Origin of the sequence: Microbacterium sp. Ru50 (assembly GCF_002920555.1) — a bacterium.
In the GTDB taxonomy this organism is placed as follows: Bacteria; Actinomycetota; Actinomycetes; order Actinomycetales; family Microbacteriaceae; genus Microbacterium; species Microbacterium arborescens.
Genome location: NZ_PQSV01000002.1, coordinates 168003 through 192008, shown reverse-complemented (window position 1 = coordinate 192008; position 24006 = coordinate 168003). Strand labels below are relative to the sequence as shown.

The following is a 24006-nucleotide window of genomic DNA, read 5'->3' as shown; positions in this document are numbered from 1 at the left end:
TCGCTTACGATCACCCTATGCCTCACAAGAAACGCACGGCCACCGGTGTGCTCGGCGGTCTCGCCGGCCTGGTCGGCCTGAGCGCTGTGGCCGGGATCCTCGTCACCGCGACCGTGACCCCCGCCATCGCCGTGTCGGGTTACGCAGCGACCAGCGCGATCGACGTCTTCGACAACATGCCGAGCTACCTCGAGGTCGACGAGCTCATGCTGCCGACCGAGTTCTACCGCAAGGACGCAGACGGCAACGACGTCCTCATGACGCAGTTCTACGACCAGAACCGCATCCCCGTCACGTGGGACGAGGTCGCGCCGGTCATGTTCGACGCGATCACCTCGAGCGAGGACAAGAACTACTACACGCACGGCGGCGTCGACCTCGTCGGCACGGCCAGCGCGGTGCTCGGCAACCTCCGCGGCAGCGACACGCGCGGTGGCTCGTCGATCACGCAGCAGTACGTCAAGAACGTGCTGCAGCAGGCCTGTGAGAAGGAGGCCAAGTCGCAGGAGGAGGTCGAGGCGTGCTTCCGCTCGACGACGGTCGCCTCCGGCACCGACGGCATCGAGCGCAAGCTGCAGGAGATGCGCTACGCGATCCAGCTCGAGAAGCGGTATCCCAAGAACGAGATCCTGCTCGGCTATCTCAACATCGCGCACTTCGGTGGCACCGTCTACGGCATCGGGGCGGCGTCGCAGTACTACTTCGGCGTGGCCGCGTCGCAGCTCACGATCGGCCAGGCCGCCGCGATCGCCGGCATGGTGCAGGAGCCGAACACCTACCGTCTCGATCGGCCCGACAGCGAGTCGAACGGCGCCGCCAACGGCTACGAGCTGACGAAGGATCGCCAGATCTACGTCCTCAATCGCATGTTCTCGGACGGCAAGATCACGCAGGAAGAGCGGGATGCCGCCATCGCGGAGCCCATCACCCCCAACATCCAGGAGCGCCCGCAGGGCTGCCAGCTCGCCGCCGGCGCCGAGTTCTTCTGCGAGTACGTGCGCAACATCGTCCTCGATGATCCCGCCTTCGGCGAGTCGCTCGAGGAGCGCCAGCAGAACCTGCGCCGCGGCGGCATGAAGATCTACACGACCCTCGACCCGCAGCTCCAGGATGCCGCGCTCGACGCGATGTCCGTCGTGCCCGCGACCGACGACCGTCTGAACCTCGGCGCCTCCGGCGTCCAGGTCGAGGTCGGCACCGGCCGCGTGCTCTCCATGGTGCAGAACCGTCCGTTCGCGCCCACGGGGGACGAAGCGGGCACAGTGACCCCGGTCAACTACAACGTGCGCAACCAGGACGGCGGCGGCGGTCACTCCGCCGGCTCGACCTACAAGGTGTTCAGCCTCATCAACTGGCTCGAGCAGGGTCACTCCGTCAATGAGGTGCTCAACGGCCGCGTCGGGAACAAGCGGGTGCTCACGAGCTGCGACGGCGCGACGCAGAACGTCCGCACCGGCAACAGCGGCCGCGCGAACGAGATCGGTAACTTCCAGAGCAGCAACGGCTACTCCGGCACGATCAAGAAGTTCACCGAGGACTCGCTGAACTCGGGCTTCCTCGCGATGGCCGAGCGCATCTCGGTCTGCTCGACCAACCAGGTCGCGATGAAGATGGGCGTCATGCAGTCCAACGGCGAGCCGCTGGACATCAACAACAACCCTTACGACGTGCTGGGGTCCGCCGCGGTCGCTCCCATCGACATGGCGGAGGCGTACGCCGCGATCGCCGGCGGTGGCATGCGGTGCGAGCCGAAGGTCATCGACCGCGCCGTGAACTCCGCGGGCGAGGACATCACGCCGCAGACGAGCTGCGACCAGGCCATCTCGGCCAACGTCGCCGCCACAGCCGCGTTCGCGCTCGAGGGCGTCATGAACGCGACGGGTCAGGGCGCCCGAATCTTCGATGGTGTGCCGGTGTTCGGAAAGACCGGTATCCACGAGTACGAGCACACCTGGATGGACGGCGCGAGCACCAAGGTCGCCACCGTGGTCTGGGTCGGCAACGTCGACGGCTTCGCGAAGCTCAACGAGTACCGTGTGAACGGCTGGCGCCTGGATCAGATCCGAAACGCGATCTGGCCGAAGATGCAGGGCGCGGCGAACGCCAAGTTCGGCGGAGACCGCTTCCCGACTCCGGACACGAACCTCACGAAGAACGTTCTGACCGATCTGCCGAACGTGGTGGGACAGAACGTCGATGAGGCACGCGGCACCCTCGAGGCGGCCGGCTTCGCCGTGAACGTCGCGGACCCCACCGACTCGACCGAACCCGAAGGGCGGATCGTGTCGCAGGATCCGGGCGCGGGCCGCGCTCCGGGCGGCACCACGGTGACCATCACCCCGAGCAACGGCCAGGGCGCAACGGTGCCGCCGGTGACGGGCAACCCGCAGGAGGCGGAACGCCAACTGCGAGCGGCAGGCTTCACCAGCGTGACGACGGCGTGCACCGAGAAGGACGATTCGCCGCAGCCGACGGTGACGGGCACCAGTCCCGCCGCGGGCGAGGCGGTCGGCCGCGGGACGCAGATCACCATCGAGTACACCGCGAAGACCTGCTGATGGCCGGCGTCCGCAGGACGCTCTCCACGATCGCCACCGCCGGCGCCTTGGGCGCCGGCGGTGCGGTCGTGTGGGGGGTCGGAATCGAGCGCTATCTGTTCACCGCCCGGCGTCACGAGGTTTCCGTGCTGCCGGCCGGTAGCCCGAGTATCACCGTGCTGCACCTCTCCGACGCCCACATGGCGCCGTGGCAGCAGCGCAAGCAGCGGTGGATCGCAGACCTCGCCGAGCAGACGCAGCCCGATCTGGTGGTCAACACGGGCGACAACCTCGGCCACACCCGAGGCCTCGACGGCATCCGCCGGGCCTTCGCTCCCCTGCGCGGCGTGCCCGGATTCTTCGTCCACGGTTCGAACGACGTGTACGAGCCGACCGGACGGAACCCCCTGCGGTACTTCACGGGCCCGTCGCAGCACGCCAAGGCGGCGCCGAAGCTCGATACGGCGGCGATGGACTCGTTCTTCGCAGGCGACCTCGGCTGGTCCGAGCTCGACAACGCCGCCGCCACGGTGCGCGTGGCCGGCCTGCGGATCGACGGCATCGGCGTCGACGACGCTCACCGCGACTGGGACGACCTCGACGCGCTCCCCGGCGCTCTGGCAGCCCTGGAAGGCCGCAAGCGCGCCGACCTGACCCTCGGGGTCACCCATGCCCCGTATCGCCGCGTGCTCGACCGTTTCGTCGATCTGGGAGCCGACATGATCTTCGGCGGGCACACCCACGGCGGGCAGGTGCGGATCCCCTTCGCCTCCCGCGCCCTCGTCGCCAACTGCGACATCCCCCTCGACCAGGCGCGCGGACTGAGCTCGTGGGGCCCGACGTCTGTGCCGCTGAACGTCAGTGCGGGTCTCGGACACTCCATCTACGCGCCCGTGCGGTTCGGATGCCGCCCGGAGGCATCCGTCATCGTCCTCCGCGCCCGGGCGTGAGCCGATTCGTCTTCCGAGCGAGATCGGGGTAAGCTTGGAGGGTTGCCACGGGGTGTGGCGCAGCTTGGTAGCGCGCGTCGTTCGGGACGACGAGGCCGCAGGTTCAAATCCTGTCACCCCGACAGCGAAGAGGCTCCGCCGCGAGGCGGGGCCTCTTTCATGCCACCGGAGAACGGAGCACGGATGCCCATCCCCCGCCTGGTCGCCTTCGACCTCGACGACACGCTCGCTCCCTCGAAGAGCGCCATCGACCCGCGCATCGGACGCCACCTGCTCGAGCTCGCGGCCCGCGTCGAGGTCGCGATCATCTCCGGCGGACAGCTCGCGCAGTTCACCGCTCAGGTCGTCGACCAGCTGCCCGAGACGGATGCCGAACTGCTGTCGCACTTCCACCTGCTTCCGACCTGCGGCACCCAGTACTACCGCCTCTCCCCCGCCGGCATCGAGACGATCTACGCCCGCTCGCTGACCGACGACCAGAAGACCCGCGCCCTCGCCGCTGTCGAGGAGGAGGCGCGTCGCCTCGGGCTGTGGGAGACCGAGACCTGGGGTCCCATCCTCGAAGACCGCGGATCGCAGATCACCTTCTCGGCGCTCGGTCAGCAGGCTCCCGTCGACGCGAAGATGGCGTGGGACCCGACCGGCGAGAAGAAGAACGCGCTGCGCGCGGCGGTCGCGGACCGCATCCCCGACCTCGAGGTGCGCGCCGGCGGCTCGACGTCGGTCGACATCACCGAGCGCGGCATCGACAAGGCATACGGCATGACCCGTCTCATCGAGCAGAGCGGCATCCCCCAGGACGACATCCTGTTCGTCGGCGACCGTCTCGACGAGAACGGCAACGACTACCCCGTGCTCGCGATGGGCGTGGCCTGCCACGCTGTCGAGGGCTGGGAGGACACCGCCGACTTCCTCGACCGGCTCATCCCCACGCTTCCGCTGCGCTGATGCGCTGACGCGGACGACCCCGCACGACACGTGCTCAGGCCCCGGGCCGGCCAGCCGATCGGCTGCCGGCACCGGGGCCCGCTGCTTTGCGTCCCGTCGTCAGGCTCGGGATGCGGTTTTGGCGCGCGACGGGGCGCGACGCGGGGCTGAGCCTGCGATCGGCACGAGCCGCTGGAGCTGAGTGACGTGACGGGGCTCGAGCTCCTCGAGGCTCGAGACGCCGAGCAGCTGCATCGTTCGCTCGATCTCGCTGCGGAGGATCGCGATCGTACGGTCGACGCCCTGGCGACCGCCGGCCATGAGCCCGTAGAGGTATGCGCGCCCGATCAGCGTGAACTTCGCACCCTGCGCGATCGAGGCGACGATGTCGGCGCCGTTCATGATGCCGGTGTCGACCATGACGGTCGCGTCCTTGCCCACCTCGCGCACGACCTGCGGCAGGAGATGGAACGGCACGGGGGCGCGGTCGAGCTGGCGACCGCCGTGGTTCGAGAGCACGATGCCGTCGACCCCGAGGTCGATGAGCCGCTTGGAGTCCTCGACGTTCTGGACGCCCTTGACCACGATCTTCCCGGGCCACATGCCACGGATGACCTCGAGGTCGTCGTAGCTGATGGTGGGATCCATCGCGGCGTTGAGCAGCTCGCCGACGGTGCCCCCGGTGGTCGTGAGCGACGCGAACTCGAGCTTGGGCGTCGTCAGGAAGTCGATCCACCACCAGGGGCGCGGGATGGCGTTGACGATCGTGCCGACGGTCAGGGCGGGCGGGATCGAGAATCCGTTCCGCTTGTCGCGCAGGCGGGCACCCGCGACGGGGGTGTCGACGGTGAACATCAGGGTGTCGAAGCCCGCCTCGGCGGCCCGCTCGACGAGGCCGTACGAGATCTCTCGGTCGCGCATGACGTAGAGCTGGAACCAGTTGCGGCCATGGGGGTTCGCGGCGCGCACACCCTCGATCGAGGTCGTTCCGAGCGTCGAGAGGGTGAACGGGATGCCGGCCGCGCCCGCGGCGGACGCTCCGGCGCTCTCGCCCTCGGTCTGCATGAGGCGGGTGAATCCCGTCGGGGCGATTCCGAACGGCAGGGCCGAGCGCCCGCCGAGGATCTCCGTGGACATGTCGACCGACTCTGCCGGACGCAGGATGTCGGGGTGGAACTCGATGTCCTGGAACGCCTGGCGCGCTCGCGCGAGCGAGATCTCGCCCTCGGCGGCGCCGTCGGTGTAGTCGAAGGCCGCCTTGGGCGTCCGGCGCTTCGCGATGGTCCGCAGGTCGTCGATCGTGAGGGCCGACGTGAGCCGGCGGCGACGACCGTTCAGATCCGGGGCCTTGAACTGCATCAGTTCGAGCAGCTCGGGGATCTTGGGCAGCTGACGGGTGACCATGTCTCTCCTCTGTTCCGGCCGGGGGCCGAAGGGGTCGGGTCGGATGGATTCAGGTGGATTCGGGGCGGACGGGGTTCGCTGACGCGTAGTACCCCGTGATGTGGTCGTGGACGGCGGTGCGGGCATCCGCGACCCGCCGCTCGTCGATCGCGGCCACGATCGCGTTGTGCTCGTCGCGCAGGCGGTCGACCGCGCTGTTCCAGTCGGGAATGCGCGCGGCACCCTCGAGCACGTAGTCCTCGATCGAGGAGCGGAGGCCGGCCATCATCGCGGCGACGACCTCGTTTCCCGACGCCTCGGCCAGGGCGACGTGGAACTGGGCGTCCAGCGCCAGGAAGTCGGCGGGACTGAGGTCGGCGGCATCCATCGCGTGGAGCGCTTCTCGGGCCCGTTCGAGATCCACGTCGGACGAGCCGGCGAGCTCGCCGGCGACCCACTCCTCGAGCAGCAGACGCGTGTTCACGACATCCGAGATGGCGAAACCCTGCGCCGCGACCTGCAGGCGCAGCAGAGCCTGCATGCCGCCGGTCGGCCGCGCGACCACGATCGCGCCGGCGCTGGGACCCGAACCGGTCGCGGTGCGGATGAGGCCCATGACCTCGAGCACGCGCAACGCCTCTCGGACGCTCGAACGCCCGACGCCGAGCTGCGCGACGAGGTCGCGTTCGGACGGCAGCCGGTCGCCGGGACCGAGCTTGCCGGCGAGCAGATCGGACTCGATCTTCTCCAGTACGACGCGCCAGGCGCGCGCCGGGGTTCCGTCGGCCATGACGCCCCTCTCGTTGGTGGCCGGACCACGATACATCTTGTGGTCTGACCGCGCAAAGCGCTGGACGGGCGCGTCGTGAAACGTATCAGGCGCGAGTCGCGTCAGGCGAGGCGACCACCCGACTCGCGGAGGTAGCACTCGGCGCACATCGACTCGTAGGTGACACGATCGAGAGCGAGCTCGTCGATCGCGACCTGGTCGCCCTCGAACACGAAGCGTCCACCGACCAGACGGGCGTTGAAGAGCGCCTTCCGTCCGCAGCGACAGATCGTCTTGAGCTCCTCGAGGCTGTGCGCCAGCTCCATCAGCCGAGCGGAACCGGGAAAGGCCCGGGTCTGGAAATCGGTACGGATGCCGTAGGCCAGCACCGGGACGTTCTCCTCGACGACGGTCCGCAGCAGATCATCGACCTGGTCGGATGTCAGGAACTGCGCTTCGTCGATCAGGAGGCAGGCGACATCCGAACCGGTCTCGGCACGGACGCGCTCGCGATGAACGCCGAAGACGGCGCGCAGGTCGTCGTCCGCGCCGACGAGGAAGTCGACGTCGCGCTCGACTCCCAGCCGACTGGCGATCTGGCCCGCGCCCTTCGTGTCGATCTCGGGCTTGGCGAGGAGAACGTGCTGGCCGCGCTCTTCGTAGTTGTAAGCCGCCTGCAGAAGAGCCGTCGACTTGCCGGAGTTCATCGCTCCGTAACGGAAGTAGAGCTTGGCCATGCCCGTCAGGGATTGATCGCGAGCGCCTCGGCGGTCGCCTCGATCGACGAGCGCGCGGCCTCGGCCCGCGGGTTGAGCGGCTGACCGTAGCTGGGGATGAGCTTCTTCAGCTCGGGCTCCCAGCCCGCGATGCGCTCGGGGAAGCACGTCTTGAGAAGTCCGAGCATGATGGATGCCGCCGTCGACGCGCCCGGCGAAGCGCCCAGCAGACCGGCGATCGATCCGTCCGCGGAGGTCACGACCTCGGTGCCGAACTGCAGCACGCCGCCCTTCTTCGGGTCCTTCTTCATGACCTGAGCACGCTGGCCGGCCTGGATCAGCTCCCAGTCCTCGTCCTTCGCGGTCGGCATGAAGACGCGGAGCGACTCCACCTTCTTGCGGTGGTTCTTCAGCAGCTCGCCGACCAGGTACGAGATGAGGCTCGGATTGTCGACCGCGACCTTCAGCATCGGCAGCAGGTTGTGCGGACGCACCTGGGCGACGATGTCGGTGATGCGCCCGTTCTTGAGGAACTTCGGGCTGAAGGTCGCGAACGGACCGAACAGCAGCGACGCCTCGCCGTCGACCACACGCGTGTCGAGGTGGGGAACCGACATCGGCGGGGCACCGACGGAGGCCTGCGAGTACACCTTGGCCTTGTGCTGCGACACGACGGCGGGGTTGGTGGTCTTGAGGAACTGCCCGCCGATCGGGAAGACGCCGTACCCCTTGATCTCGGGGATGCCCGACTTCTGCAGCAGCTTCAGCGCCCAGCCTCCCGCACCGACGAACACGAAGCGCGCGTCGGTGTGGCCGGGGGTCTTGCCGAGGCGATTGCGCCAGAAGACCCGCCACGAGCCGTCCTTCTGGCGGCGCAGGGTGCGCACCTCGCGGTCGGTGATGACCTCGACGCCCTGCTCCTGCAGGTGCGAGAACAGCTGACGGGTCAGCGATCCGAAGTCGACATCCGTGCCGGCGGGAACCCGCGTCGCGGCGAACGGCTCGCCCTTGCGGCGCTCCTGCATCAGCAGCGGCGCCCACTGGTTGATGACGCGCGAGTCCTCGGAATACTCGATGCCCGCGAAGAGGGGCTGGTCCTTGAGGGCCTCGTAGCGGCGCTTGAGGAAGGCGACGTCCTTCTCACCGCGGACGAAGGTCATGTGGGGGGTCGCGTTGATGAACGTCGAGGGCTCGTCCAGGATGCCGCGCTCGATGAGCGAGGCCCAGAGCTGCCGGCTCTGCTGGAACTGCTCGTTGATCGTGATCGCCTTGCCGGGATCGACCGAGCCGTCGGGCGCCTCGGGCGTGTAGTTCAGCTCGCAGAGCGCAGCGTGGCCCGTGCCCGCGTTGTTCCACGGGTTCGAGCTCTCCTGCGCCAGATCCGACAGGCGCTCGTGCACCTCGATCTTCCAATCGGGCTGGAGCTGCTTCAGCAGCACACCGAGCGTGGCACTCATGATGCCCCCGCCGATCAGGACGACGTCGACCTTTTCACTCACGATGCACCAGTCTATCCCGGTGGCGGCGCGCGGCATCCCGCCGCCACCGTGGTCGGGTCAGAGGCGCTCGGCGACGATCTCCGCGATCTGCACGGCGTTCAGCGCGGCGCCCTTGCGCAGGTTGTCGTTGCTGATGAACAGGACGAGCCCCTTGCCCTCGGGTGCGGACTGATCGGCACGGATGCGGCCGACGTAGCTCGGGTCGTTGCCGGCGGCCTGCAGGGGCGTCGGTACCTCCTCGAGCACGACGCCGGGCGCCGCGGCCAGAACCTCCCGCGCCCGCTCGGGCGTGATGTCGCGCGCGAACTCGGCGTGGATCGACAGCGAGTGGCCCGTGAAGACCGGGACGCGCACGCAGGTCCCGGCCACCCGCAGGTCGGGCAGCTCGAGGATCTTGCGGCTCTCGTTGCGGAGCTTCTTCTCTTCGTCGGTCTCGTTGTCGCCGTCGTCCACGAGGTTGCCGGCGAACGGGATGACGTCGAACGCGATCGGGGCGACGTACTTCTCGGGCTGCGGGAAGTCGACCGCCGAGCCGTCGTGCACGAGATCGAGCGTGTGCCCCTGAGCGAGGACCCCCTCGACCTGACCGAGGAGCTCCTCCGCACCCGCGAGACCCGAGCCCGAGACCGCCTGGTACGTCGAGACGATGAGGCGTTCGAGACCGGCCTCGGTGTCGAGCACCTTCAGCACGGGCATCGCGGCCATCGTGGTGCAGTTCGGGTTCGCGATGATGCCCTTGGGCGGGTTCACGGTCGCGTGGGGGTTGACCTCGCTCACGACGAGCGGGACCTCGGGGTCCATGCGCCAGGCGCTGGAGTTGTCGATGACGACGGCGCCCGCCTCGGCGAAGCGAGGGGCGTGCGCACGCGATCCGGTCGCACCGGCCGAGAAGAGGGCGATGTCGATGCCGGCGGGATCGGCCGTGGCGACATCCTCGACGATCACGTCGTGGCCGGCGAACTCGATCGAGGTTCCCGCCGAACGAGCGGTCGCGAACAGGCGCAGCTCGCGGATCGGGAAGTTCCGCTCGATGAGAATCTCGCGCATCACCTTTCCGACCTGGCCGGTGGCGCCGACGACGGCGACGGAGAGTCCGGAATCGGAGATGCGGGTCATAGCTGTTCCTTGCGTGAAGCGGGATCGGGTTTCCGCGATTCTATCGGCGCGGCGATACCGCGCCGACGCACGTGACAGCCAATGACCGTGCGAATCACGCCATCTCGGGACGGTTCCACTCCCCCGGCACGGCCAGCGCGCCGTAAGCCACGTCGACCCCGTCCGTGCCGACCGACGCCGTGCAGACGAGCAGCGACAGGGTCGGCACGCCGTACGGACGGTTGTCGCGGATGATGGCCGCGTCGTCGGTCGCCGGGGTGACCGCGGTGTCCTGGAGCACGTCGAGCCAGGGCTGCAGCCCGTTCGCGTGATCGAGCTCGGGCGCGGCCGAAGCGAAGGCGCCGAGCCAGCGACGGATGCGGGCCGTGCGTGGATCGTCGACGTCGTCGTGAGCGATCATGTGGGTTCCGGGAGCCAGGTCGACGGTGCGCAGGGTCGCGGCATCCCACATCGTCACGCGGACCCCCGCGGCGGAGACATCGACGAGGTTGAAGCCGTGGGTGGGCGGGGCGCCCACCGGAGGCTGTCCGGCGACCGCGTCGAGCACGATGCCGCCGCGCGAGAGCGCCGGCGCATCGTCGGGCAGCACGTCGGCGCGATTGAGGATGACCGCGAGGCGGCGCGCGGCGGGGTCGGCGGCCAGCCAGGCGCCGCCCGCCCGACGGTCGCGCACGCCGATGACACCGGGGTACGCGTCGGGCCACCACGGACCGACCGGATCCCATGCGCGGGCCGGATCCTCGTCGCGCACGGCCAGCAGCCGAACCGGACGGCTCGGATCGGCGGGCACCTGGATGACGACGGTGCACATGGGATCACTCGCTCTCGGCACCCGACGGTCGCTCCGCGCACCCGCCCGGGGCCGTGGGAGGATCGGGGGCATGTTCATCGTAGTCGGGGTCACCGGAGGCATCGCCGCCTACAAGAGCGTCCACCTCGTACGGCTGCTCGTGCAGCAGGGGCACGAGGTCCACGTCATCCCGACGGACGACTCGCTGCGCTTCATCGGCCTGACGACGTGGGAGGCGATCAGCCGCAATCCCGTCACGACCTCGGTGCACGACGACGTGGCCCGTGTGCGGCACGTAGCCCTGGGGCAGAGCGCGGACCTCGTGATCGTCGCGCCCGCGACGGCCAACACGATCGCGTCGATGACGGCGGGGCTGGCATCCGATCTTCTCGGCACCACGCTTCTCGCCACGACGGCGCCCGTCGTGGTCGCCCCGGCGATGCACACCGAGATGTGGCGGCACCCGGCGACCACCGCCAACGTCGCCACGCTCCGCGAGCGCGGTGTGCTGATCGTCGGTCCCGCGGACGGCCCACTGACCGGCGGCGACAGCGGCCCGGGTCGCATGTCCGAGCCGGAGGACATCGTCGCCGCGGCCCTCGCGCTCGTGTCCCCGGCACCGGCCGACCTCGACGGCCTGCACGTCGCGGTCTCGACCGGCGGAACGCGAGAACCGCTCGACCCCGTGCGCTTCCTCGGCAACCGGTCGAGCGGCCGCCAGGGAGCGGAGATCGCCGTCGAGGCGGCGCGGCGCGGCGCGGCCGTGACCCTCGTCGCGGCATCCGTCGACGCCGGCGTCCTCGACGCCGCCGCCGCGCACCCGCGCATCACGATCCAGCATGTCGAGACGGCGGCTGAACTGGGCGAGGCGATGTCGGATGCCGCCGCCGCGGCCGAGGTCGTCATCATGGTCGCGGCCGTCGCCGACTACCGCGCCGCACGGGTGTCGGATCACAAGCTGCGGAAGGAAGACGGTCCGCTCGAGACGATCGAGCTCGTGCCGAACGACGACATCCTCGCGAGGCTCGCCGCCGCTCGCCGCGACGGTCAGACCGTCGTCGGGTTCGCCGCCGAGACCGCCGACGACGACCTGCTCGGGCGTGCTCGGCGCAAGCGTGAGCGCAAGGGCGTCGACCTCCTCGTCGTCAACGAGGTCGGGTGGGACGCCGGTTTCGGCTCGGGCGAGAACGCCGTCGCCGTGATCGGTGAGGGCGGGACGGTGGTCGCCGAGGCCGCGGGCGCGAAGAGCGCAGTCGCCCGTGCGGTCTGGGACGCGATCGTCGCCACCCGCTCCGCGCACTGACCGCCTCGGCAGGGGACGCCCGCCCGAGCCCGATACATCCGTCGGACGCGTGGTGCCCCTGAGCACTCTCCGCTGTGCGTGGGCCTCACCAGCCCCACCGGTCCGACCGATGTATCACCATGCGGGGTGTCAGCGGAGCGCGCGCTCCCGGATGAAGGCCGTGAGTGCGGCGGCGTCGTCGGGCACATCGACGACGTGCTGGGGCGCATCGAGCATGGCCTGCAGCTCGTCGGAGTAGGTCAGCTCGACGCCGATGGCCTCGCGGATCGTCTCGGCGAACTTCTCGGGCTTGGCCGTCTCGAGGACGAGCATGACCTCGCCGGACTCGACGTACTCGCGCGCCACCGTGACGCCGTCCGCGGTGTGCGGGTCGATGATCTCGCCCGTCCCCTCGTGGACCGAGCGGATGGTCGCGAGACGGTCGGCGTGGGTCGAGGTCCCGCTGACGATGCCGAACTCGGCCGTGAAGCGCGCGAGATCGGCGGAGAAGTCGGCGAAGCCCTGAGTCTCGAGCTCGCGCCAGGCCGCGACGACGCGCTGGGGGTCGCGACCGACGAGCTCGAAGATGAAGCGCTCGAGGTTCGACGCCTTGGAGATGTCCATCGACGGGCTCGAGGTCTGCAGCGTCTGCGCCGCCGAACGCGGGCGATAGATCCCCGTGCGGAAGAACTCGTCGAGAACGTTGTTCTCGTTCGCCGCCAGCACGAGCCTGCGGATCGGCAGGCCCATCTCGCGGGCGTAGAACCCCGACAGGATGTTGCCGAAGTTGCCCGACGGCACCGTGATCGAGACCTCGGCGTGGCCGTCGGCATCGGTGGCTCGCAGCCACGCCCAGAAGTAGTAGACGACCTGGGCGGTGATACGGGCGAGGTTGATCGAGTTGACGGCGCCGAGGTGCAGCTCGCGCTTCACCTCGAGGTCGCCCGCGAGCTCCTTGACGAGGTTCTGGCAGTCGTCGAAGACGCCCGCGACGGCGATGTTGTGGATGTTGGGCTCGTCGAGCGAGAACATCTGCGCTCGCTGGAACGGGCTCATGCGCCCCTGCGGCGAGAGCATGAAGACCGCGATGCGCTCCTTGCCGCGCAGCGCGTACTCCGCCGCCGAGCCGGTGTCACCCGATGTCGCACCGAGCACGTTGAGCACCGAACCGGTGCGCTCCAGCGCATGCTCGACGACCTGCCCGAGGAACTGCATCGCGAGGTCCTTGAAGGCGAGCGTCGGCCCCTCGGAGAGCCCGACGAGCGTCATCCCGTCGCCGATCGGGCGCAGCGGGACGACCGCGTCAGGGAAGGGGGCGTACGCGGCCTCGGTCATGCGCGCGAGGTCATCGCGCTCGATGTCGGTCGCGAAGAGCGCGAGCACCTCGGTGGCCAGCTGCGGGTACGTCAGCGCCCGCCAGCGCTCGAGCGTCTCGGGTGAGACGGTCGGCATCTCCTGCGGCACGGCGAGGCCGCCGTCGGTCGCGAGACCTTCGAGGAGCGCGTCGCAGTACGGCAGCGGCTCAGCGCCGCCTCGGGTCGAGATGTACAGCACGCGGGCTCCTCGGTGACGGGTCGGGGACGGCTTTCGATTCTCGCAGGTGCCGCGCCTGCCCGGCGACGGCGGGGTGCCGACGATCGGAGGGGGTCAGCGACCGGTGCCGGCGTAGACGACGGCTTCGGTGTCGCCGTCGAGCCCGTAGGCGGTGTGCACGACGCGCGCGGCCTCGGCCAGCTCGTCGCCGCGGACCACGACCGAGATGCGGATCTCGGAGGTCGAGATCATCTCGAGGTTGACGCCGGCGTTCGACAGCGCCTCGAACAGCGTCGCGGAGACACCCGAGTGCGTGCGCATGCCCGCTCCCACGACCGACAGCTTGCCGATCTGGTCGTCGTGCACGAGGCTCTCGAACCCGACCTCGTTCTGCTCCCCCGCGAGGGCGCGGAGCGCGAGCGTCGCATCCGTCTTGGGCAGCGTGAACGAGATGTCGGTGCGTCCCGTCGCAGCGGCCGACACGTTCTGGACGATCATGTCGACGTTGGCACCCGACTTCGCCACGATCTTGAAGATCTCGGCGGCCTTGCCCGGGACGTCGGGCACGCCGATGACGGTGATCTTGGCCTGGCTGAGGTCGGTGGCGACGCCCGCGACGATCGGCTCTTCCATCTCTTCTTCCTTTCGACCTTCGGGCAGCGTCATGCCGGGACCGAGCACGAACGTGCCGGTTCCCGAGCTGAACGTCGACCGGGCGTTGATCATGACGCCGTGACGGCGGGCGTACTCCACCGCACGGATGTAGAGGACCTTGGCGCCGTTCGCGGCGAGCTCGAGCATCTCCTCCGCCGAGACGACGCCGAGCTTGCGAGCCTTCGGCACGACGCGCGGGTCGGCGGTGTAGATGCCGTCGACGTCGCTGTAGATCTCGCAGACATCGGCCGAGAGGGCGGCGGCGAGCGCCACGGCCGTGGTGTCGGATCCGCCGCGACCGAGCGTCGTGATGTCGCGGGTGTCGCGGTTGAACCCCTGGAACCCCGCGACGATGACGATCGCCCCCTCGTCGAGTGCCTCGCGCAGGCGCACCGGGGTGACGTCGACGATGCGCGCCGCGCCGTGCGTGGCGTCTGTGATCATGCCCGCCTGGCTGCCGGTGAACGACCGGGCTTCGAAGCCCATCGAGTGGATCGCCATCGCCAGGAGCGCCATCGAGATGCGCTCGCCCGAGCTGAGGAGCATGTCGAGCTCGCGGGGAGCCGGGATCGGGGCGACCTCGTTCGCGAGATCGAGCAGCTCGTCGGTCGTGTCGCCCATCGCGCTCACCGCGACGACGACGTCGTGACCGGCGCGACGGGTGTCGACGATGCGCTTCGCGACCCGCTTGATGCTCTCCGCGTCGGCGACGGACGACCCGCCGTACTTCTGCACGATCAATGCCATGTGGGACTCCCGGATGCCGGTGCCGGCGCGATTGCTACGGGCGCCCGGATGCCGCGCCCACCGGACCATCTTACGGAGCGTCCCATGCGCGCAGCGCCATGTGACGACCCGCCCGGGGGCGAGGCTGCGGGCGCACGGACCTAGGCTGGAAGGCATGGGACGCCGCTCGCTCTTCACGGCGCTGAACGCGCTCGTCCACACCTCCGATCCGGCCGGCGGCCCGGCGACGGAGATGCTTCCGGTCATCGACGACGCCTTCGCCGTACGGGTCCTCGATCTGGCGATCCGGCTCGGGGAGACGATGCTCGTCGCAGGTTCGCCCGCGAGCGAGGTGACGCTGACGATCGTGCGGGTCGCGGGTGTGTACGGACTCGACCCCGTGCACGTCGACGTCACGTACAACTCGATCACCGTCGCGCACCATCGCAGCGGTGAGGACCGGCCCATCACGCTCATGCGCGTGGTCCGCGGCGCGGCGCCCGACCATGCGCGTCTGCAGCGATTGCAGGCGCTCGTGACCGAGATCCGCTCCGGACTCCCCCTGGATGCCGCAGCCCTGCGCTTCCGCGGCATCCGTCGCACACCGTTCCGGTACCACCAGCCCGTCGCCGTCTCGGCGCAGGCGCTGCTGGCGGTCGGGGTCGCGGTGATGTTCGGCGCGAACTGGCTCGTCATCGTGCTCTCGTTCCTCGCCGCCGGGTCTGCGGCCGTCACGCAGTTCCTGCTGGGCCGGGCGCGCGTGCCGTTCTTCTTCAGCCAGATCGCCGGGGCGTTCGTGCTCACGATCGTCGCGGCGGCCTCCCCACTCCTGCGCGCAACGGGGTGGGAGGCCGCGATGACCATGCGACCCTCCGTCATCGTCGCCTCGGGCATCGTGCTCATGCTCGCGGGCCTCACGGTGGTCGGTGCCGCCCAGGACGCCATCGACGGGTTCGCGTTGACAGCCATGGGCCGCATCCTCGAGCTCGTGACCCAGACTCTCGGCGTCGTGCTCGGCATCCTCGCCGGCATCGAGACCGCCCGGGTCATCGGGCTGGGCCTCGAGGCGCCGACGGAGGCGCTGCCCCTCGGCCCCGTGCCGCTGCAGTTCCTCGGCGCGGGCCTGATCGCCCTTGCGGTCGCCGTCATCAACGGAGCCGGGCTCCGCATCATCGTCGTCAGCGTCGCTCTCAGCGTGGTCGCGTGGCTCGGCTACGTGGCGGCAGCGGCGATCGGCTTCGAGACGGCTGCGGCGAGCGGCGTCGGGGCGTTCGTCGGCAGCCTCGTCGGCATCCTGGCCGCCTATCGTCTGCACGTGCCCTCCGTCGCGATCACGACGGCGGCGATCCTGCCCATGGTCCCCGGCGCCGCGGTGTTCCGCGGACTCCTCGGAGTCGTCGAGTCGGGCGACAGTCCCGCGACCCTGCTCACCGGGTTCAGCACGCTCGCAGCGGCAGCGACCGTCGGCATCGCCCTGGCGGTAGGCGCGTCGCTCGGCATCTACCTGGGTCAGCCGCTCCGCGCGTCGCTGGGGTCGGTAATCCGTGCTCGCGCACGGGTGCGCTGACACCGGCAGAAGCGGAACGGCCGCGCCGCGCGCAGGCTGTGAGCCTGCCGCGGACGCGGCCGAGATGACGCGAGCGCGAGGTCAGCCGAACAGTGCGGCGGCCTCCTCGTAGCGGTACAGCGGAACGGTGTTCAGCTCGCCGAGGGCCTCGTCGAACGAGACGCGGACGATATCGGTGCCCTTGAGCGAGACCATCTGGCCCCATGCACCGTCGACGAGCGCGTCGGCCGCCGCGAGCCCGAGGCGCGTCGCGAGAACACGGTCGAACGCGGACGGCGAGCCGCCGCGCTGGATGTGGCCGAGCACGGTGGCGCGCGTCTCGATGCCGGTCAGGCGCTCGATCTCGGGGGCCAGCACCTCGCTGATGCCGCCGAGGCGGGGACGGTTGAACGCGTCGAGCCCCTTGTCGCTGTAGGCCTCGTCCTGGCCCTTGAGCTTGAAGCCCTCCGACACGACGACGAGCGGCGCGCGGCCACGGTCGAAGGCCTTGGTGACCTGGGCCGTGATCTCCTCGATCGACATCGGCACCTCGGGGATGCAGATGACGTGGGCGCCTGCGGCGATGCCGGCGTGCAGGGCGATCCACCCGACGTGACGGCCCATGACCTCGGCGACCATGCAGCGCTGGTGCGAGTCGCCGGTCGTGCGCAGCCGGTCCATCGCGTCGGTCGCGATGTTAACGGCGGTGTCGAAGCCGAACGAGTAGTCGGTCGCCTTCAGGTCGTTGTCGATCGTCTTGGGCACACCGAGCACGTTGATGCCGTCGTTGGCGAGACGGTTGGCCGCAGCGAGCGTGCCTTCGCCGCCGATGGCGATGATGCCGTCGATGCGGTGCTTGTCGAGGGTCGCCGCGATGTTCTCGGCGCCGCCGCGGGGGCCCTCGTACGGGTTCGTGCGGCTCGTGCCCAGGATCGTTCCGCCGACCTTCGACAGCCCCTTCACCTCGTGGCGCGTGAGCGGGAAGAAGTCGCCGTCGACGACGCCGCGCCAGCCGTCGCGGATGCCGACGAACTCGATGTTGTACGAGGTGGTGCCCTTGAGCACGACGCCTCGGATGACAGCGTTGAGTCCGGGGCAGTCGCCGCCGCTGGTGAGGATGCCGATCTTCATGGGGAGATCCTTCGTTGTTGCTCAAGGTGGAGTGTGGCGACGCTGCCTCAGGTCGAGACTATCGTCGCGGCGCGGGTGCTGCCAGGCGAGCCCACCGGGAGAACTCGCCGGGCCCGGGCGCGCGCATCCGACAGCCTGCTCGAACGAGCTTGGCACGGAAGCTGCGGCTGCGACACGATCGGATGATGCGCAGAATCATCGACCGCCTCGCTGCGGCCTTCGGAGGCGCCGAACCCGACTACGTCGCCGAGATCGCCGCGGGCACCGACGACGCTTCCGACGTCGTCCTCGCCCATGCCCGGTGCTTTCCCGCCGCCTATACCCGCGGCGGCACGGCGGGCGTGATGTCCGTGGAGGGCGTCATCGGCAACGCCGCCCTCTCGGCGGCGCAGAACACGATCGCGGGAGCCCGTCATGTCGCGGGCGACGCGGGCTCGATCGCCGCGGGCCTGTCGCGCGACGCCGCCCTCCGCATCCTCGCGCTGGGCGAGCGCCGCGTCACCTGGTGGGATTTCGGCATGTCGGGGACCCACCCGCCGGCGGAGCTCGTGCAGAGCGTCGCGCGAACGGCGGTGGGGTCGATCACCGACACCGGCGAGCGCGCTCAGGGCGGCGCCGTCGTGGTCCGTTTCACTTTCGTCGACGGGTCGACCTTCGACTACCGCTTCATCCGCCCGTCGGACGAGTTCTGGTCGGTCGCGAAGACCTATCCCGCGGCGCCCTGACGAACGACGGCCGGGCGCCGGTTCGATGACCGGGCCCGGCCGTCGCCGAAGAACGCTGCTCAGTCGGCGCCGAGCGCCTGGCGGAGCAGGTGCATGAGGGCCGACAGCTGCACCGAGTCGCTCGAGGTCGGGTCCACGGCCTCTCCGTCGAGCGCGCGGGCGGCGAGGCCCTGCTTCGAGTCGATCAGCTCGGCGATCTTCGTGTCGATCGTGTGGGCGGCGATGATCCGCCAGGCGGTGACCGGCTCCTCCTGACCGATCCGGTGCACGCGGTCGATCGCCTGCGTCTGCTCGGCTGCGGTCCACGACAGCTCGGCGAGGACGACGTTGGAGGCGGCCTGCATGTTCACGCCGACACCTGCCGCCGTCAGCGAGCACACCGCGATGGCGACATCCGGGTCGTTGTTGAAGGCGTCGATGGCGTCCTGGCGGGCGGTCGCGCTCTGATCGCCGCGCAGCGAGACGGTCCGCAGCCCGGCGGCCGCGAAGTGGGCCTCCGCGGCGTCCATGACGTCGATGTGCTTGGCGAAGAACACGACTTTGCCCACCGACCGCTGCAGCTGAGCGGCGTAGTCGGCGGCGAGCACGGCCTTGGCCTGGCCGATGCGGCGGACCATCGTGAAGACGTTCTCCGCGCCGGCACCAGCGGCCTTCGATTCCTCGAGCTCCTGCGTCGCGACGAGGCGCACGATGTCGGAGTCGGCTTCGCCGACGAGCACGCGGTCGCCGCGCGCCTCGATGATGCGACGGTACCGGGCGGCCAGACGCTCACCGAGCTCGTGCTCGGCCTGGCGGATCGACCGGCCGTACTCGTCGTCGAGCTGCACGGGCAGGTCGGCGATCAGCTTGTCGGGAAGGTCGGCGGCGACGTCCTTCTTCTTCCGGCGCACGATGCCCATCGAGATGACGGCGTCGCGAGCAGCGGGATAGAACGCCTTGTCGGCCGGCGTGAGGCCGGTCTCGTCCAGACGCTCCATGAGCGCAGGCCCCGGCTTCTCGCCGTTGGTCCAGCCGAGGAACCGCCAGATCGCGTCGAAGTCCTCGACGTCGTTGATCAGCGGCGTTCCCGTCAGCGCGAGCATGAGCGGGTCGCGCACCTGCTCGCGGATGCGGCCCGCGAGGGCGAGCACGTTCTGCGAACGCTGCGAGCTGAGGTTCTTGATGAAGTGCGCCTCGTCCACGACCATGCCGCGCAGGCCGATCGATCCGAGCCACGAGAGGTGACGGTCGAGCACCTCGTAATTGACGATGAAGACGTCGGCGAACGCGTCGATCTGGTCGCCGTCGCCCGAGATCACGGTTGCGCGGCGCTGGGGCGTCCAGCGCTCGACCTCGCGGGCCCAGTTCATCTTGACGACGTTCGGCACGACGGCCAGCAGCGGATAGGCACCGGCGACGGATGCCGCGAGCACCGACTGCGCCGTCTTTCCCAGACCCGGCTCGTCGGCGAGCAGGAACGAGCGGTGACCGGCTCGCACCGACTCGAGGAACCGCGACTGGTGCGGCATGATCTCGAGGCCCTTGGGCGACAGACGATCGAACTCGGGCACGGGAGGAAGGTCCATCGAGGCAGCCGCCCCGCCTGCGCCGGACTCGAACGCCTTGTAGAGCGGCCCCATCAGCTCCCAGCCGTCGAGTCGACGACGCGGTGTGTCGTGCGGGGCGTGCAGGTCGGGATCGGGTGCGAGGAACGGGTTGGCCTCGCGGCGAGCGACGACCTGCGGAGGCGTGACCTGCCGGTCGGCGAGGGCCGGAGGCACGACGGGGGCCTGCACCGGGACGACGTCGGTGATGATCAGCTCGTCCTCGGGCAGCTCGGCGCCTGACTCGAGCAGCCAGTCGCGCCGCATCCGCTTGGCGACCGGCGATGTCGCCTGGTCGACCTCGAGCAGCTGGATGAGGGATGTGTCTCGCGCCGCGGTCTTGGCGAGGATGGTGGCGACGCCGTCGAGCCGCTTGAGCAGCTCTGCGCGGGCGGCGGCGGAGACGTTCTCGTCTGCCTTCACCCGCGCGCGCTCTTCGCGCACCAGGAAGGCGATGACCTGGAACTTCACGCGATTGGTCGGTCCGAGCTTGCCTCGCTGCGCCTTCGCCTCGACCTCGCGCACCTTGCGGGCGAGGATCGGGATGAGCGGGGCGTCGTCGTCGCGTCGGGCGGACGAAGACTTCCGTCGGCGGTTGGCGGTCGCTGCGGCGGTGGCCATGGTCGGCATGCTCCTCCTGAGCCTGAGTGCCGGAGTTCCGTCGTGACGGAAACGTACGGGTGCCGCTCGAACGGACGCCGAAGCGTCATGCGAGCGAAGGGCGAATCGCGCCGGCCGGCCGCGGGCACTCGCTTCAGCGAGCTGCGGCGTCGAACCCGACGATGTCCCCGGCGACCATTCTATGCCACGACCGGCGCGGCCCGCGAGGTGGGCGCGCTCGGGCCGACCTCAGGGCCAGAGCTGGGCGACGATGCCGGGTGTGTACGCATCGGGGCCGTAGTTGACCCATCGCGTCGCAACCCACACGTTGCCGCGGAGGAAATGGGTCTCCCCCAGGTCGACGACTTCCTCGTCCATCGAGAGCATCCGCTGGGACGTGCGGAAGTACATCCCGCCCGAAGCCTCCTCCGAGCCGAACCCGGACGACGTCAATGCGTCGACGATGAGCTCGGACTGAGCGGGCGAGACGATCGACACGGTGGTCGCGATTCCGCGGTCGGAGGGGGTACCCCACGTGCACCGCAAGCTCGGCACGCCGGACTCGAGCACCGTGAGCGCTTCTGCGTTCTCGGTCGAGTACATCGTCACCCCGGGGTCGTTCAGCGGTGCGATCTCCGCGTCGAGCGTCGCCCTCAGGTCGCCCGCGAACAGCTCGTCGCACGACGAAGGCAGACTGATCTCGTCGTCGGTCGCCTGGGACTCGATCGGGCTCGGCGTCGCTGACGGGGTCGGATCGAGCGAGGGCGATGCGGTCGACTCCGCGGGAGCGGGGGTCGCGGTGCCCCCCGCGGGCGTCGCGCATGCCGTCACCAGCAGCGCGACCGCGGCGACGACCGGGATGAAGCGGAGAGCGGTGCGGTGCGTGACGGCCATGTCGAGATCTTAACGAGCCGCTCGCCCTACGCGCTCCGGCGCGCGGGTCGCAGCGCCGATCGCAGCCGCAGGCTGTTGAGCACGACGAAGACGCTCGAGAACGCCATGGCGGCCGCGGCGACCATCGGGTTGAGCAGGCCGGCGACGGCGAGCGGGACGGCGGCGACGTTGTACGCGAACGCCCAGAAGAGGTTCCCGCGGATGATGCCGAGGGTACGACGGCTGAGTTCGATCGCCTCGGCCACCGCCCGGGGGCTGCCTGCGGTGAGCGTGATGTCACTGGCGTGCTTGGCGGCGTCCGTGCCGCCGCCCATCGCGATGCCGAGGTCGGCGGCGGCGAGGGCGGCCGCGTCGTTGACGCCGTCGCCGACCATGGCGACGCGCTCCCCCGCGGCCTGGCGACGTCGCACCTCGTCCAGCTTGCCCTCCGGGCGCACATCGGCGACGACCTCGTCGATGCCGAGCTCGCGGGCGACCGCTGCCGCGGCCCCGGCGTTGTCTCCGGTCACCAGGACAACCGAGGCTCCCGTGCGGTGCAGCCGCGTCACGGCTTCGCGGGCGTCGTGGCGGACACGGTCGGCGACCGCGATGACCGCTCGGGCGGCGCCGTCCCAGCCGACGGCGACGACGGACGCTCCGGATGCCGCGGCCTCGCGCGCCGCCGCATCGAGCTCGGCACTCAGCGCGCCCAGGCGCTGGGCGACGAAGGCGACGCTCCCTGCGGTGACCTCGCGCCCCTCGACGGACCCGCTGACGCCGCCGCCGGGAACCCCGGTGAAGTCCGTCACCGGAGGAACGGCGCCCGCTGCCGCGACGATCGCGCGGGCGATCGGGTGCTCGGAGGCCGACTCGACGGCGCCGGCCGCGCGCACCGCCTCGTCGCGGTCGATCCCGCCCGCGGTGACGACGGAGGCCACCGACATCCGCCCCTCGGTGAGGGTGCCGGTCTTGTCCATGAGCACAACATCGATGCGCTCGGCCGCTTCGAGGGCCTCGGGTCCGGTGATGAGGATCCCGAGCTCGGCACCGCGACCGGTGCCGACGAGAACGGCGATGGGCGTGGCGAGACCGAGCGCGCAGGGGCAGGCGATGATGAGGACGGCGACGGCGGCCGTGAAGCCCGAGGCCACGGGCGCACCGGCGATGATCCATCCGACCAGGGTCAGCACGGCCACGACGATGACGACGGGGACGAACACCGCGGAGACGCGGTCGGCGAGTCGCTGCACACGGCTCTTGCCCGACTGGGCCTCGTCCACCAGACGCGCCAGGTGAGCAAGACGGGTCTCGTCGCCGACCGACGTGGCGCGCACGCGCAGGCGGCCGCCCGAGGCGATCGTCCCGCCGGTCACCTCGGAACCGGGGCCGACGTCGACGGGTACCGACTCGCCCGTGAGCATGCTCTCGTCGACGGCGGCCGCGCCGTCGACCACGACGCCGTCGGTCGCGATCTTCTCGCCGGGACGCACCACGAACTCGTCGCCCACGCGGAGCGCCTCGATGCCGACGCGACGACCGTCCGCGAGCTCGACGTCGGTGGCCCCCAGCTCGAGCAGGGAGCGCAGGGCGGCTCCCGCGCGTCGCCGCGAGCGCTGCTCGATGTAACGGCCGAGCAGGATGAGCACGGTGACGGCCGCGGCGACCTCGAAGTAGACGAGCGACGTCGGATCGTGCACGGGGCCGAAGAGGACGACATCGTGACGGATGCCGATGCGCCCGGCAGATCCGAACAGCACCGCCCACAGGCTCCAGGCGAAAGCGGCGAAGGTGCCGAGCGTGACGAGGGTGTCCATCGTCAGGGCGCCGTGGCGCGCGTTGGCGAACGTCGCGCGGTGGAAGGGCCAGCCGGCCCAGAACACCACCGGCGCGGTGAGGACGAGCGACACCCACTGCCATCCGGGGAACTGCCATGCCGGCACCATGCCGAGCACCACGACGGGCGCCGCGAGCACGATGCCCCAGATCAGCCGGGTGCGCAGGGTGGTCCGGCCCGGCACGTCCTCGACGTCGTGCTGGTGACCCGCCCCGTGGTCGTGCGCTGCGCCGTGGTCGTCGTGCTCCTCGGGTGCGTCGTGCGCGCCCGAGGGGTGCGCCTGCGGGCGCCCCCGCGGCGCGCGGACCCGAGCGCTGTACCCCGCTTCACCGACGGCCTGGACCAGGTCGTCGACCGAGACCGCGGCGGGATGCTCCACGCGCGCGGATTCGGTCGCGAGGTTCACCGTCGCGTGGACACCGTCCAGGCGCTGCAGCCGCTTCTCGACCCGGGCGACACAGCTCGCGCACGTCATCCCCTCGATGTCGAGGACGGCGTGGCTGCTCTCCCGCCCGGCGGTGTCCGCGCTCATCAGCGTCGTCCGGTGACGGTGTAACCGGCCTCGGCCACAGCGGCCGAGACGACGTCGTCGTCGGGCGGCTGCACGGCCGTGACCGCGACGGTGCCGGCGTCGACGTCGACGGCGACGTCGGAGACACCCGGAACGAGCCCGAGCTCGCGGGTCACCGCTGCGGCGCAGTGCCCGCAGGTCATGCCTTCGACGGTGTAGGTCTGAGTCGTCATGATGCTCCTTCTTCGTTCGAGGACGCCAACAGGATACCCCCTAGGGGTATTCCCGTCGATGCCTGGACATCCGAACGGCGTACGCTGA

General features: G+C 70.2%; 19 protein-coding genes and 1 tRNA gene. 7 read left to right on the top strand and 13 right to left on the bottom strand.

Going from position 1 to position 24006, the window contains the following annotated elements; all coding sequences use genetic code 11:
* Positions 1-17: 17 nt before the first annotated feature.
* The 4 genes from C3481_RS10910 to C3481_RS10895 all read left to right on the top strand — a co-directional run bounded on the left by C3481_RS10910 (position 18) and on the right by C3481_RS10895 (position 4435).
* Entirely contained in the window at positions 18-2558 is a 2541-nt protein-coding gene (locus C3481_RS10910; RefSeq protein WP_103842298.1) for a transglycosylase domain-containing protein, read from the top strand.
* Entirely contained in the window at positions 2558-3487 is a 930-nt protein-coding gene (locus C3481_RS10905; protein WP_103842296.1) for a metallophosphoesterase, read from the top strand. The genes C3481_RS10910 and C3481_RS10905 overlap by 1 nt, the downstream gene beginning before the upstream one ends.
* 48 nt (positions 3488-3535) lie before the next feature.
* Positions 3536-3609, top strand: a tRNA-Pro gene (locus C3481_RS10900).
* A gap of 61 nt (positions 3610-3670) precedes the next feature.
* The gene (locus C3481_RS10895; protein WP_181021921.1) at positions 3671-4435 is read left to right on the top strand and encodes an HAD-IIB family hydrolase; all 765 of its coding nucleotides are present in this window, start codon (positions 3671-3673) and stop codon (positions 4433-4435) included.
* 99 nt (positions 4436-4534) lie between these two features.
* On the opposite strand, the gene C3481_RS10890 is transcribed toward C3481_RS10895, so the two are convergent.
* The 6 genes from C3481_RS10890 to C3481_RS10865 form a co-directional block, all read right to left on the bottom strand.
* Positions 4535-5818 (bottom strand): alpha-hydroxy acid oxidase, encoded by a 1284-nt coding sequence (locus tag C3481_RS10890; protein ID WP_103842291.1) that lies wholly within the window; start codon positions 5816-5818, stop codon positions 4535-4537.
* Positions 5819-5867: 49 nt separating this feature from the next.
* Positions 5868-6587 carry a FadR/GntR family transcriptional regulator gene (locus C3481_RS10885; RefSeq protein ID WP_023955054.1) on the bottom strand — a complete coding sequence of 240 codons (720 nt, stop codon included), beginning with the start codon at positions 6585-6587 and terminating at the stop codon, positions 5868-5870.
* A gap of 101 nt (positions 6588-6688) precedes the next feature.
* Positions 6689-7303 carry a thymidine kinase gene (locus tag C3481_RS10880; protein WP_064955064.1) on the bottom strand — a complete coding sequence of 205 codons (615 nt, stop codon included), beginning with the start codon at positions 7301-7303 and terminating at the stop codon, positions 6689-6691.
* A gap of 5 nt (positions 7304-7308) precedes the next feature.
* Positions 7309-8817: a malate:quinone oxidoreductase gene (locus C3481_RS10875; protein WP_023955058.1), complete on the bottom strand. Its 1509-nt coding sequence runs from the start codon at positions 8815-8817 to the stop codon at positions 7309-7311.
* 21 nt (positions 8818-8838) lie between these two features.
* Complete coding sequence (locus tag C3481_RS10870; RefSeq protein ID WP_023955060.1) at positions 8839-9897, bottom strand: aspartate-semialdehyde dehydrogenase; 1059 nt, start codon at positions 9895-9897, stop codon at positions 8839-8841.
* Between the two features lie 94 nt (positions 9898-9991).
* Positions 9992-10708 (bottom strand): NRDE family protein, encoded by a 717-nt coding sequence (locus C3481_RS10865; protein WP_023955062.1) that lies wholly within the window; start codon positions 10706-10708, stop codon positions 9992-9994.
* A gap of 70 nt (positions 10709-10778) precedes the next feature.
* Between C3481_RS10865 and coaBC the strand changes: the two genes are divergently transcribed.
* Positions 10779-11990 (top strand): bifunctional phosphopantothenoylcysteine decarboxylase/phosphopantothenate--cysteine ligase CoaBC, encoded by a 1212-nt coding sequence (gene coaBC / locus C3481_RS10860; protein ID WP_071917835.1) that lies wholly within the window; start codon positions 10779-10781, stop codon positions 11988-11990.
* Positions 11991-12119: 129 nt separating this feature from the next.
* On the opposite strand, the gene thrC is transcribed toward coaBC, so the two are convergent.
* Both thrC and C3481_RS10850 read right to left on the bottom strand, forming a co-directional pair.
* Positions 12120-13523 (bottom strand): threonine synthase, encoded by a 1404-nt coding sequence (gene thrC, locus C3481_RS10855; RefSeq protein ID WP_103842288.1) that lies wholly within the window; start codon positions 13521-13523, stop codon positions 12120-12122.
* 93 nt (positions 13524-13616) lie between these two features.
* Positions 13617-14903, bottom strand: a complete 1287-nt coding sequence (locus tag C3481_RS10850) for an aspartate kinase (RefSeq protein ID WP_036305893.1) — start codon at positions 14901-14903, stop codon at positions 13617-13619.
* 154 nt (positions 14904-15057) lie between these two features.
* Here C3481_RS10850 and C3481_RS10845 point away from each other — a divergent pair, with 154 nt between their 5' ends.
* Positions 15058-16449, top strand: a complete 1392-nt coding sequence (locus tag C3481_RS10845) for a threonine/serine exporter ThrE family protein (protein ID WP_023955070.1) — start codon at positions 15058-15060, stop codon at positions 16447-16449.
* A gap of 81 nt (positions 16450-16530) precedes the next feature.
* Here the strand turns inward: C3481_RS10845 and C3481_RS10840 are convergent, their stop codons facing one another.
* Positions 16531-17559 carry a 6-phosphofructokinase gene (locus C3481_RS10840; RefSeq protein ID WP_023955073.1) on the bottom strand — a complete coding sequence of 343 codons (1029 nt, stop codon included), beginning with the start codon at positions 17557-17559 and terminating at the stop codon, positions 16531-16533.
* 185 nt (positions 17560-17744) lie between these two features.
* Here C3481_RS10840 and C3481_RS10835 point away from each other — a divergent pair, with 185 nt between their 5' ends.
* Positions 17745-18284 (top strand): hypothetical protein, encoded by a 540-nt coding sequence (locus C3481_RS10835; RefSeq protein ID WP_146053642.1) that lies wholly within the window; start codon positions 17745-17747, stop codon positions 18282-18284.
* A gap of 59 nt (positions 18285-18343) precedes the next feature.
* On the opposite strand, the gene C3481_RS10830 is transcribed toward C3481_RS10835, so the two are convergent.
* The 4 genes from C3481_RS10830 to C3481_RS10815 form a co-directional block, all read right to left on the bottom strand.
* On the bottom strand, positions 18344-20497 hold the full coding sequence (locus C3481_RS10830) for a DEAD/DEAH box helicase (protein WP_103842284.1): 2154 nt from the start codon (positions 20495-20497) through the stop codon (positions 18344-18346).
* A gap of 219 nt (positions 20498-20716) precedes the next feature.
* On the bottom strand, positions 20717-21361 hold the full coding sequence (locus C3481_RS10825; RefSeq protein ID WP_023955079.1) for a hypothetical protein: 645 nt from the start codon (positions 21359-21361) through the stop codon (positions 20717-20719).
* Positions 21362-21387: 26 nt separating this feature from the next.
* The gene (locus tag C3481_RS10820; RefSeq protein WP_103842282.1) at positions 21388-23706 is read right to left on the bottom strand and encodes a cation-translocating P-type ATPase; all 2319 of its coding nucleotides are present in this window, start codon (positions 23704-23706) and stop codon (positions 21388-21390) included.
* A complete protein-coding gene (locus C3481_RS10815; protein ID WP_023955083.1) occupies positions 23706-23918 on the bottom strand; it encodes a heavy-metal-associated domain-containing protein in 213 nt (70 codons plus the stop codon). The genes C3481_RS10820 and C3481_RS10815 overlap by 1 nt, the downstream gene beginning before the upstream one ends.
* Between the last annotated feature and the right edge of the window lie 88 nt (positions 23919-24006).